A 12,168-nucleotide genomic window follows, 5' to 3' on the forward strand; every position below is an offset into this window, starting at 1 on the left:
TTTTTTCCTTTTTTTAATCTAAGTTATGGATTACTTTGGGGTGATGATCCAAATTCTCAAGACGCTTGTCCACATCTGCCCACAAATGAATGTCCATTTGTGATCACAAAAGTAAAGTTCAGCCCAAGCCTACCTTTTGTTTTGAGATAAATCTTGATAAAATTAACGCTACTCCAATGCCATCATATCAGGTATAATTACTAAATTTTCACGCCATCACATAGGAAGCCCCATGAGCACACAAGCTTTTTTGACCGCCCTAAGCAGCGAATTGCCATCGCTTGCCATCAAAACAGATACCGACAGCACTGCCCATTGGGGTCGTGATTGGACCGTGCATTTTTCGGTCGATTGCACCGCTGTGCTTTTCCCTAAGACCGCCGAAGAAGTCGCCACCATCGTCCGCCTAGCCAATGAACACGGCACAGCACTGGTGCCAAGTGGTGGTCGCACCGGTCTGTCAGCAGGCGCGGTGGCAGCACATGGTGAAGTGGTGGTGAGCTTTGATAAGATGAACCAAATCGGTACATTTTATGAAGCTGACCGTATGGTCGAAGTCGAAGCAGGTGTCGTCACCAAAGCCCTACAAGAGTTCGCCGAATCAAAAGACCTATATTATGCGGTGGATTTTGCATCGAGTGGCTCAAGCCAAATCGGTGGCAATATCGGCACCAATGCTGGTGGCATCAAGGTCATCCGCTACGGCATGACTCGCAACCAAATCCTAGGACTCACTGTCGTCACTGGCAAAGGCGATATTCTTGAGCTAAACGGCGGTATGCTAAAAAATGCCACCGGCTATGATTTTCGCCATCTATTCATCGGCGCTGAAGGTACGCTTGGTTTTGTCACCAAAGCACTGATTAAACTTGAAAAGCAGCCAGTGAATCTGACTGCGATGGTGCTTGGTGTGCCTGATTTTAACAGCATTACAGGCCTGCTCGATAAATTTGGCAAGGCATTAAACTTAACCGCCTTTGAATTTTTTGACCACATTGCCGTAACCAAAGTCATCGAAGCTGGTCATACCAAAGCACCTTTTGAGAGCGAAACACCGTTTTATGTCTTGCTAGAATTTGAAGCGCTCAATGATGAAGTGCTGGATACAGCCATGAGCGTGTTTGAAGCGTGTGCCGAAGAAGGGTTGATTGTCGATGGCGTGATGAGCCAAAGCGTCGCTCAGCTACAGGAGCTATGGAAACTGCGTGAGTCAATTTCTGAGACCATCTCAGTATTCACCCCGTACAAGAACGATGTGTCGGTACTGATTAGCCACTTGGGCAACTTTATCAGCGATATTGAGACAATCGTCAAGGACAATTATCCTGATTTTGAAATCTGCTGGTTCGGTCATATCGGCGATGGTAACTTGCACCTAAACATCTTAAAACCTGCCAATCTCAGCAAAGATGAGTTTTTTGAAAAATGCCAAACCGTGAACCAATATGTCTTTGATACGGTCATAAAATACAAAGGCTCTATCTCAGCGGAACATGGTGTCGGCATGACCAAAAAACCGTATCTCACCTACACTCGCACGCCTGCTGAGATTGAGTACATGAAAGCCGTCAAAGCGGTCTTTGACCCAAATGGCATCATCAATCCGGGTAAGATTTTTGATTAATCTTTGTACACTTACAAAAGCTCTGCTCGTCAGGGCTTTGTTGGTTTATTGGCGCTGTTTGTACGACATTATTAGGTGTTTTGTTAAATTCTGCCAAAATCGCGACTAATTGGCAGTTAGACACTCGAAAATCAGCCAATTATCAGGTATGATGTTGATTCATTTTAGGAATTTTTAGAATTTATGGCTCACTCAACGCATGTACTCAAAGAATATTTCGACCCGATCAATCTTGGCGAAACCCAGTTGGGCAACACGCTGACAGTTGGGGTGAATTATCATTTTACCAGCCTTGAAAAACAAGGTCTGGCGGCATTGGCTGCTAAGCTGCCTATGATCAGCGATGCGCCTGTGGCGATGGATGTGGATTTGTCTTGCTTTGTACTGGACAAAAAGATGAGTGCGATTGATGTGATTTGGTATGGCAATCTGCGCAATGCCAATGAATCCATCCGCCATCAAGGTGATGCACTGATCGGTGCCAAAAGCTTTGAGGACAGCTTGATCCAACAAGAACAAATTTTAATTAAATTGGACAAACTGCCCGAACGCGCCCATCATCTGGCGTTTGTTTTGACCAGTTATCACAATCAACCTTTGGCCAAGGCCGATAAAGGCGTGATTCATTTTGGCGATAAAGAATTTCCCAAACTGCACAGCATTAGCTTTGAGCAGATCGAACCTGACTGTCAGTCGCTGATCGTCTGGCAATTATCACGCACGCATAATGATTGGCAACTGACAGCGCCAATGATTGATCTAAAGCTCACCAAGCTGTCTGGCAAGTCTTTAAAGAAGCTGACCGAAACCTTCATCAGCCAAACCCAAGCCGCTCAAGCCCAGCGCTGGTAGCTGCACAGCCTGCTCTGTATACTAAAAACGGTGTCTATGAACACCGTTTTTTTAGTTAATTTTTAAGTTAATATATCACACATACTGATTTGCATCAGCAGCGCTTAGGTTTATTTTAGCAGATTTTTAATCACACCCATCAAGCCACGACTGATGGCTTTGGTTGCTTGCTTATTAATCTGACTGCCTAGTGCATCCGCGACATTGTAGGCAGTGCCTTGACCAGTTTTTTTGCGACCACCAGTCAAGCCACCCAAAAATCCCTCCAAAGCACCGCTACCGCTCTTTTCTTGGGTAGCTTGTTGATTGGTTGCTTGTGCTTGAGTGGTGTTTGTCGCCTGTTCAGCTTGCTCGGCTTTTGCTTTTTCTTCGTTTAAGGCTTCAAATGCCGAATAATTATCCACCATATCTTTATAATAGCGATACAAAACATCGCCTTGATACGCTTGATCACGCTCAGCAGCATCCAAAGGCGGCAGCTGTGATGATGGCGGCAAGATATACGCACGCTCAACCACGCTCGGCATCCCTTTTTCGTCGAGAAATGACACCAGCGCCTCACCCACACCCAGCTCGCTGATGACTTCAGCGACATTAAGATTATCATTACTGCGGAAAGTCTCAGCGGCAGATTTGACTGCTTTTTGGTCTCGTGGCGTAAAGGCACGCAAGGCGTGTTGGATGCGGTTACCCAGCTGTCCTAGGATGGTATCTGGTAGATCCAGCGGGTTTTGGGTGACAAAATACACGCCCACACCTTTTGAGCGAATCAGACGCACCACTTGCTCGATTTGCTTGGTCAAGGCAGGTGGCATATCGTCAAACAACAGATGCGCTTCATCAAAAAATAGCACAAATTTTGGCTTGTCAAGATCGCCCACTTCTGGAAAGGTCTCAAAAATCTCCGCCAAAAACCACAGCAAAAACGCGCCATACAAGCGTGGCGAACGCATCAGCTTTTCGGAATTTAGGATATTAATCACCCCTTTATCACCCTCAGACTGCACCCAGTCTTCTAGGTTCAATGACGGCTCGCCAAAAAACTCATTACCGCCCTCGCTCTCTAGCTGTAGTAGCTGACGCTGAATCGCACCGATACTCGCTGCCGACACATTACCATACTGCACACGAAATTCAGCGGCATGATCAGAGACATAGACAAGCATACTACGCAAATCTTTGAGATCCAATAGATGCCAGCCACGGTCATCAGCGACTTTGAACACCAGATTCAATAGGCCTTCTTGGGTGTCATTGAGCCCCAATAGACGCGCAAGCAGCGTACTACCCAGCTGTGAAATGGTCACACGCACTGGAATGCCCGTCTCGCCATACACATCCCAAAAACGCACCGGAAAGCCTGTCAAATAATCATCACCAAGCCCAAATTCTGTCATACGCTCGCCGACTTTGCCAGTGGCTGTGCCAGCATTGGCGATGCCTGATAGATCGCCTTTAACATCCGCCAAAAATACTGGCACACCAAGACGGCTAAAGCTCTCTGCCATCTTACGCAGGCTGATGGTCTTACCTGTACCTGTCGCCCCTGCGATCAAGCCGTGGCGGTTCGCCATCTTGGTATGAATACCCAGATCAGTGCTGCCTTGTACGGTTTTTGCTAGTGTTAAAATCATCATTAATCCTTAAAAAAGACGCATCCTAAAGATGCATAAACTGGCTCATTATACTGCGAATATCCATCAGCTGTGCAGTGAAATTTTGTAAATGACGGCTAAAAGATGGTATCAGAGCGATGGCATTTATGAATTTTTGGTGATGATTTATAATTTTTAATCAATGGCGAAATTGCTTTGGCTCAATTACAATAAACCAACACCCAATTATCAGGATTACTTATGCGACCCACTCAGCGTTTTGCCGTCATCCCTGCTCGATTTGCACACATTGCTTTTGCTTTTTATATGGCGGGGATTATGGCGTTTTTGATGTCGATCATTTTGGTGTGGATCAACACAGGATGGGATGATGGGTTTTTTGATCGTGTGCTGCATTCTTATGTCATTTCGATGCCGATTGCTGGCTGTTGTGTTATTATGGTGCGGCCTTTGGTTCAAAAACTCATCAATTTCACGGTCAAATCCCAAGATCCGCCGTGACACAGGATTTTGTTATGAAAAAATTACTTGCATGGACAGTGGTCATCTGCGCCCTGATCTTTGGCGGCTATTATGTCGCATCGCCGTATTATACTTTATACCAACTAAAAAATGCAGTAGAAAAACACGATACAGCCACACTGGTCGATGCGGTGGATTTTGTCAGTGTCAAAGCCAGTATCAAAGATCAGCTCAAAACCAAGCTTGCCACCGAACTGCCTGATACCAATGATGAATTTGCCCTACTCGGTGCGGCATTTGCCACTGTCATGATTGATGGTCTGATCGATGCTGTCGTCTCGCCAAAGTCGATGGAACTACTCATCCAAGGCAAGGACATCACTCAAGATTTATCATTAGCCAAACTACAAGACAGTATGACCAATCAAGCCACCGATGCCCAAACCCTCGCCAAGACCGATCAAGCCACCACCACTACTTCGTCGTCTATCGCCGATGAACTTGAGTATCATCCCAGCTATCAGACGCTCAACACCTTTAGCATCGACATCAAAAAACCATCAGCCAATCAGCCTCTGACCGTCGTCATGCAGCGATACGGACTATTTACTTGGAAAATTGTTGATGTACGACTGCCGATGGAGTAACTAAGTCAGATAACTCTAGCCTCACTTGCCCAACTCATCAAATTCTGCTACATTATCTAATTATTTACTTAGACTTACTAAGGATATCTGATGAACTACACCATCCGCCATCTCTCATCTGCCCTGCTACTGACAGGCGGTATCTTATATAGCCAAACTCTCTGGGCATGTGAGCGACCTGAAGTATATGGATATGATTATGTTGATTGCTTGTCGGACGGCTTGGCAAAGGTTAAGCGTGATGGTAAATGGGGATTTATTGATAATACTGGTCAGGTGGTAATTCCACCGAAGTATGATTCGGCTTTGTCTTTTAGTGAAGGATTGGCAAGGGTTTGGCAAAATAACAAATACGGCTTTATTGATAAAACGGGTCAGATAATAATTCCGCTAAACTATGATTTAGCTTGGGATTTTAGCGAAGGATTGGCAAGCGTTAAGCAAAATGATAAATATGGATTTATGAATAAAACTGGTCAGATAGTGATTCCGCTGAAATATGATTGGGTTTGGGTTTTTAGCGGTGGATTGGCAGCAGTTCGACAAAATGACAAATACGGCTTTATTGATCAGGCTGGCAAGATGGTAATTCCGCTAAACTATGATGATGCTTGGAATTTTAGCGAAGGATTAGCAAGCGTTAAGCAAAATGACAAATATGGATTTATTGATAACACTGGCAAGGTGGTGATTCCACTAAACTATGATTGGGTCGGGTCTTTTAGCGATGGTTTGGCAATGGTTGAACAAAATAACAACAAAGGATTTATTGATAAGGCTGGTAAAGTGGTGATTCCAATGAAGTATGATGACGCCTATTCTTTTAGCGATGGTTTGGCAGCGGTTCAGCAAAATGACAAATGGGGATTTATTGATAAAACTGGCGAGGCAGTGATTCCACTGGAATATGATGAAGTTGATTTATTTAGTGATGAGTTGGCTGCTGTTAGAAAGCTTGGCAAATGGGGTTTTGTTAATAAAGCCGGTCAGGTCGTAATTCCGCCAGAATATGATCACGCCAAGTCTTTTAGCGATGGATTGGCAGCAGTGATGCGAAATAACAAGTGGGGATTTGTTGATAAAACTAGTCAGGTGGTCATACCGTTTCAGTATGATGAGATTTATCCTTTTGCTGATGGTGTAGCGGGCGTTTTGGATTTATCCATCGGTGAAGCGTTTTATATCAATAAACAAGCTGAGCGCCTTGATTGGTCAGGTGAACCCATCTTTATTGGCTTTAATGATCAATAATCACACAGTCAAACCACCTTTTACAATTCTAAACCACATCCCAAAAGTTAGACAGCTTTTGGGTGTTTTTTGATTGATCATTGATTATATTTGCCCAATTTACCAAAGTCTGATACATTATTTATCAAACCATTCTTACCATGGAAAATTTATGAAACGCCCTATCACTCATACCATCCGCCATCTCTCATCCGCCCTGCTACTGATAGGCGGTATCTTATGCAGCCAAAATCTCTGGGCGTGTGAGCAACCAGAAGTGCATAGATACGGATTTGTAAGATGCCTTTCTGATGGCTTATCAGGTGTAATTTTACCAAATAATCAATGGGGATTTATTGATAGGACGGGTGAATTGGTTGCTACTGATTATGACTCTGTTTGGGATTTTAATGATGGTTTGGCAATGGTGATGAAAGATGGCAAATATGGATTTATCGATACTACTGGTCAAATAGCCATCCAACTGAAATATGATTGGGCGAATTCTTTTAGTGAGGGATTGGCTGTAGTTGTGCAAAATGATCGATATGGTTTTATTGATAAAACTGGTCAGGTGGTGATTCCGCTGAAATATGATGGTGCTTATCCTTTTAGTGAAGGGTTAGCAAGTGTTGAGAAGAATGACAAAAGGGGATTTATCGACAAAACTGACAAGGTAATTATCCCGCTGACTTTTAAGCGGACTTATAATTTTAGCGAAGGACTGGCTGGAGTTTATCAAAATGGCAAATGGGGATTTGTTGATAAAACTGGTCGCATCGTGATTCCACTGCAATATCATGATGTTAGCTCTTTTAGTGAAGGATTGGCATATGTTGAACAAGAGGACGAATGGGGTTTTATTGATAAATCAGGCAAGCTATTAATTCCATTAGCAGAATATTACCATACCGTTTATCCTTTTAATGATGGATTAGCTATAGTTATGAAAAGTGATAAAACTGGACTGATTGACAAGTATGGCAAGGTAATAGCACCATTGCAGTATGATTATATTGAGCCTTTTGATGATGACCTGACACGGGTAGAGCAAGATGGGAAAGTAGGATTTCTTGATAAATCGGGCAAAGTAGTGATTCCATTACAGTATGATGATGCTTGGTATTTTTCTGAAGGATTAGCAGCGGTCAAACAAAACGGTAAATACGGCTTTATCAATCAAACTGGTCAAATTATTATACCATTACAGTATGATGATGCTTATCCTTTTTATAATGATGTTGCAGTTGTTTCGGATTCATCTACTGGCGAATCATTTTATATCAATAAACAAGGTGAGCGCCAGTATCAGCTTGGCAAGCCAATATTTTCAAGTGTAGGTAATCAATAATCACACACAGCCCAACCACCTTGTATAATCCATACAAGGTGGCTTTGTTGCTTATTGAATCCCATAATTGGCAAGTAAGGCATCGAGTTTTGGCGCTCGACCACGATACTCGACATACAGATCCATCGGCGGACGAGAACCGCCTTGGGCTAGGATGGTATCTTCTAGGCGTTTACCAGTGACTGGGTTTAGCACGCCCTCTTCTTCAAACTTAGCAAAACCGTCATTGGCCAGTAGCTCCGACCACAGATAGCTATAATAGCCTGCTGCATAGCCACCGGAGAAAATATGCGTAAATGAATTTGGGCGACGCACATAGTCAGGCAGTGTCAGCACACCCACCTCACGACTGACCGCCAAGAACAGCTCTTGCGCCCAGTTCTCTGGCTTATCAGCAGTGTATTCGATATTGGCTTTCATATCAAAGATGCCAAACTCCAGTTGACGAATCAGATTGAACGCCCCTTGATAGTGCTTGGCTTCGAGCAGTTTATCAAGTAGCTCGGCAGGTAGTGGCTCACCTGTTTGATAGTGCGATGAGATGTATGGCAGTGTCGTGCGATTAAAGGTAAAGCCCTCCATCAGCTGACTAGGTACTTCGACCGCATCCCACGGCACGCCATTTAGCCCTGTCACGCCCTGAATATCCATCTGTGTCAGCATCAGATGCACGCCATGCCCAAATTCATGGAATAAGGTCGTCACTTCATCATGCAGTAGCAATGACGGCTCGCCATCGGCAGGCTTGCGAAAATTCCCCACAAGCACCGCCACAGGCAGCTGCACACTGCCATCAGCATGGCGGATACGGTCAATCGCTGTACTCATCCACGCTCCGCCACGCTTATTCTCACGGGCATACAGGTCAAGATAAAACGATGCTTTGTGCTGACTGGATGCATCATACACTTCAAAGAACTTCACCGACGGATCCCACACATCTGCCGACGCAAGACGAATGGTGATACCAAACAGACGCTTGGCAATCTCAAATAGCCCTGCCAAGACCTTCTCTTCTGGGAAGTATTCACGCAAAGTCTCTTTATCAAAATCGTATAATTTCGCCTTGTGCTTCTCGGTATAATAGGCGATATCCCATGGGTTTAGCGTATCGATACCGTATTCGCTCTTGGCAAAGGCGGCCAGCTCATCATACTGCGCTTGTGCCTTGGCACGGCTACGTTTGGCAAGTCCATCAAGAAACTCCATCACTTGTGCAGGACTGTCCGCCATCTTGGTCGCCAGTGAATATTCGGCATAGTTATCAAAGCCAAGTAGTTTTGCCATTTGTAGGCGTAACTTTAGGATTTCGGCGATGACAGGATTATTATTCCATTTGCCTGCATTTGGCCCGACATCGGATGCACGAGTGGCAAATGCCTCATACATCTCTTGGCGAAGTTTGCCATCATCAGCATAGTTCATCACCGCCAAATAGCTTGGTGTATCAAGACCGATGCGATAACCAGTTTCGCCTTTTTCTGTCGCTTTTTGTTTGGCGCTTGCCAGTGCTGATTCGTTGAGCCCTTTTAGTGCATCAGCATCAAGCGTCTTATGCCAGCCGTTGGTCGCATCAAGTACATGATTGCTAAACTGTGTGGATAGCTCGGATAGGCGGCTATTGATTTTTGCCAGTTTCTGCTGATCGCCATCAGACAGTCCAATGCCTGATAAGCGAAAATCCATCAAAGTATCATCGATCGCTTTTTGTTTGGGTGTGTCAAGTGTGGCAAATTCTGCTGAATTCTTGATCGCCATCACCTGCCGATACAATCCTTTGTGCATCCCGCGCCATGTCGAATAGTCGCTTAATCGCTTTTGAGCATCGCCATAGGCTGCTCGCATCGCATCGTCATTACGCACTGAGTGCAAATTCGCCACCGCAGACCATGCTTTGGATAGTTTATCATCAATATCCAGCAGCGAATAATAATAGCGATCCCATGAGATTGGTGAAATGGCAGCGATGTCATCGATGGTTTTTTTGGATTGATTGATCAAAAAATCCATCGCAGGCACGACATCGGCGGCACTGATTTTGGTGTATTTTGGTAAACCGCTAAAATCAAGTAGCGGATTACCCATCAGCTCATCGGGGATTTGCAGTGCGACGCTTGGCACAGCAGCGGAAGCGATTTTTGGCAAACCCACCAAGTTTAGTGCCATCAATGATAATCCGCCTTGTAATACTTGTCTGCGATTCATGATAATTCCTTATAATTTAATTACGATACACAGTATCCAAATTTATCTAGTAGGATACACAGCCCAAGCCAAAAACCAGTAGCTTTCATCGGCATTAAGCTTGCTGATAAGTTGCCATCAGATCGGCTTTGTTGGCATCATCGACCGCCAAGGCATAGACCCACGCCTGCTCTTGGCGACCATCAGCCATCGTCACCATGACCCGTGTACGCACATAGCCCTCACCTTCAAAGTCATCCAGTGCCTGCCAGTGGTTTGGCAGATTCTCAGATTTGAATAAATAACCCTGCACCACTTGGCCACGCTCATCAGGAATGATGGCAGGAAAACCTTCGGCCGCGCCCCACCCTTGTGGAATCAACACGCCTGTCATGCTCGCCGTCTCAAAGCTGCCAGCGATATTAGCCAGCCAATGATGATTGCTGCGATTTGGCGCCAGTGTGCCATAGACAAACAGTTGATTTAGCATACCAAACTCCGATCGTTTTTTTGGCATTGTAGCACAGCCAAAACACAAAAGCATCCCGAAGGATGCTTTGTGGCTGATACCTGATCAAACAACAGCTTAGCGCGGCTGGGTCGCTGGCGTCGTCTGTGGCTCAGGCTGAGTGATTTGTACACCAGTGCCATTTTCGATGGTGGTTGGTGCTACAGGCTGATTGGCTGCCAGTTCTGCAGTACGCATCGCTTCTTTTTGGCGATTAAACTCAGTGATCTGTTCAGCGGTCAGATTCGCTCCACCGCCTAGCACTTGATACAGCTGAATTTGGCTCACCAGCTTTGCCAATTCTAATTGCAAAATGCTTTGTTGATTGGCAAACAATGAGCGCTCAGCATCCAGTACGGTCAGATAATTATCCAAGCCCGAACGAAAACGCGCATAAGCAATGTCATAAGTCTGGCGGTAGTTATCTTGAAGTCGTACTTGCGCATCGATGCGCTGACCCAAAGTGGCGCGCTCAGCCAACACATCAGAGACCTCTTTAAAGGCGTTTTGGATGGCTTTTTCGTAATTGACCAAAGCTGATTTTTGAGCAACTTGCGCCACTTCATGATTGGCACGACGGGCGCCTGCATCAAAAATCGGCAAGCTGATGCTTGGGCCAAATGACCAGCCAAAGGCACCAGATTCTAAAAGATTATCCAAACTGCCGCTGCTAAAGCCAATGTTCGACGCCAAAGAGATCGACGGGAAATAAGCAGCACGAGCGACATTGATGTTCGCGCCAGCAGCTTTTAAGTTGTGTTCCGCTTGGACAATGTCAGGGCGATAATACAAGAGCTCACTCGGCAAACCTGTGCTGAACAAGGTCTGCGAGGTGATGTTACCGATGTGCATATCCCGACCGATCATCGGCAAAAGCTCATTCGGCACAGGTCGGCCGATCAACAGCTGCAAGGCATTGCGCGCCTGCAAGATCGCAGTATCAGCGCTATAGACCGCCAATCGCGCCGACTCCAGAGAGCTGGCCGCTTGCAAGCTTGGTGACTTAGAATCGATGCCAGCCTCGAAGCGTTTTTGGGTGATCATCATCGCATGCTCGCGCGTCTGTAGTGTCTGCTCGGCAAGCTGGCGCTGTGCAAGCGCGTGTGCCAGATTGACATAGCCTTGAGCTACGCTTGAGATGATGGAGATTTGCGCAGCATCTTTGGCGGCATTGGTCGCCAGATACTGATGCAGCGCTTGCTCTTTTTGGCTGGCGACTTTGCCCCACAGATCCAGCTCATAGCTACTCATTGCCAAGCCGACATTATAAGCGGTGGCTGGATTGACATCACCACGGTTATTTGTATTTGCTGAACGAGTCGCGCCACCTGATGCACCGACCTTAGGCCATGCATTGGTCTCAGTGATTTGGTACTGAGCGCGCGCCGACTGTACCGCTAAGATGGCTGACTGCAAATCTTTATTGTTATTCAAAGCCAACTCGATCAGAGCTTTGAGCTTAGGATCGGTATAAAAATCTTGCCAGCGTACAGATGCCACACTCGGTGCTTCCACTGCGCTGATGGTATCAGCATCATAGACTTGATAAGCTTTATCCATATCAACTTTTGGCTGTGCGACCACAGGGATACTGGTGTCAATTTTCTTTGGAATGGTGCTACACGCTGTCATACTGACAGCGAGTGCAGACAATGCAAAGATACGCAAAGTTTGAGTTGTTTTCATATATTTTC

General features: G+C 45.6%; 10 protein-coding genes. 6 read left to right on the plus strand and 4 right to left on the minus strand.

All coding sequences use genetic code 11. The features are described 5' to 3' along the window. Nucleotides 1-220 precede the first annotated feature (220 nt). Both B0681_RS03655 and B0681_RS03660 read left to right on the plus strand, forming a co-directional pair. Nucleotides 221-1,624 carry an FAD-binding oxidoreductase gene (locus B0681_RS03655; RefSeq protein ID WP_078317405.1) on the plus strand — a complete coding sequence of 468 codons (1,404 nt, stop codon included), beginning with the start codon at nucleotides 221-223 and terminating at the stop codon, nucleotides 1,622-1,624. Nucleotides 1,625-1,807: 183 nt separating this feature from the next. Next, nucleotides 1,808-2,476: a TerD family protein gene (locus B0681_RS03660; RefSeq protein ID WP_078317406.1), complete on the plus strand. Its 669-nt coding sequence runs from the start codon at nucleotides 1,808-1,810 to the stop codon at nucleotides 2,474-2,476. 110 nt (nucleotides 2,477-2,586) lie between these two features. On the opposite strand, the gene B0681_RS03665 is transcribed toward B0681_RS03660, so the two are convergent. Then, on the minus strand, nucleotides 2,587-4,110 hold the full coding sequence (locus B0681_RS03665; protein WP_114144946.1) for a helicase HerA-like domain-containing protein: 1,524 nt from the start codon (nucleotides 4,108-4,110) through the stop codon (nucleotides 2,587-2,589). Nucleotides 4,111-4,332: 222 nt separating this feature from the next. Here B0681_RS03665 and B0681_RS03670 point away from each other — a divergent pair, with 222 nt between their 5' ends. The 4 genes from B0681_RS03670 (at nucleotide 4,333) to B0681_RS03685 (ending at nucleotide 7,782) form a co-directional block, all read left to right on the plus strand. Further along, complete coding sequence (locus tag B0681_RS03670) at nucleotides 4,333-4,593, plus strand: DUF2798 domain-containing protein (RefSeq protein ID WP_078317408.1); 261 nt, start codon at nucleotides 4,333-4,335, stop codon at nucleotides 4,591-4,593. Between the two features lie 14 nt (nucleotides 4,594-4,607). After that, complete coding sequence (locus B0681_RS03675; protein ID WP_078317409.1) at nucleotides 4,608-5,201, plus strand: DUF2939 domain-containing protein; 594 nt, start codon at nucleotides 4,608-4,610, stop codon at nucleotides 5,199-5,201. 90 nt (nucleotides 5,202-5,291) lie between these two features. Continuing rightward, entirely contained in the window at nucleotides 5,292-6,452 is a 1,161-nt protein-coding gene (locus B0681_RS03680) for a WG repeat-containing protein (RefSeq protein ID WP_078317410.1), read from the plus strand. Nucleotides 6,453-6,603: 151 nt separating this feature from the next. Further along, entirely contained in the window at nucleotides 6,604-7,782 is a 1,179-nt protein-coding gene (locus B0681_RS03685; protein ID WP_078317411.1) for a WG repeat-containing protein, read from the plus strand. 51 nt (nucleotides 7,783-7,833) lie between these two features. Here B0681_RS03685 and B0681_RS03690 read toward each other — a convergent pair whose 3' ends face one another. The 3 genes from B0681_RS03690 to B0681_RS03700 form a co-directional block, all read right to left on the minus strand. Continuing rightward, nucleotides 7,834-9,987 (minus strand): M3 family metallopeptidase, encoded by a 2,154-nt coding sequence (locus B0681_RS03690; RefSeq protein ID WP_211271499.1) that lies wholly within the window; start codon nucleotides 9,985-9,987, stop codon nucleotides 7,834-7,836. A 94-nt stretch (nucleotides 9,988-10,081) separates the two neighbouring features. Then, a complete protein-coding gene (locus B0681_RS03695; RefSeq protein ID WP_078317440.1) occupies nucleotides 10,082-10,456 on the minus strand; it encodes a gamma-glutamylcyclotransferase family protein in 375 nt (124 codons plus the stop codon). A gap of 96 nt (nucleotides 10,457-10,552) precedes the next feature. Continuing rightward, the gene (locus B0681_RS03700; protein WP_078317412.1) at nucleotides 10,553-12,160 is read right to left on the minus strand and encodes an efflux transporter outer membrane subunit; all 1,608 of its coding nucleotides are present in this window, start codon (nucleotides 12,158-12,160) and stop codon (nucleotides 10,553-10,555) included. Nucleotides 12,161-12,168 lie beyond the last annotated feature (8 nt).

The sequence above is a fragment of the Moraxella porci DSM 25326 genome (assembly GCF_002014855.1).
Lineage (GTDB): Bacteria > Pseudomonadota > Gammaproteobacteria > Pseudomonadales > Moraxellaceae > Moraxella > Moraxella porci.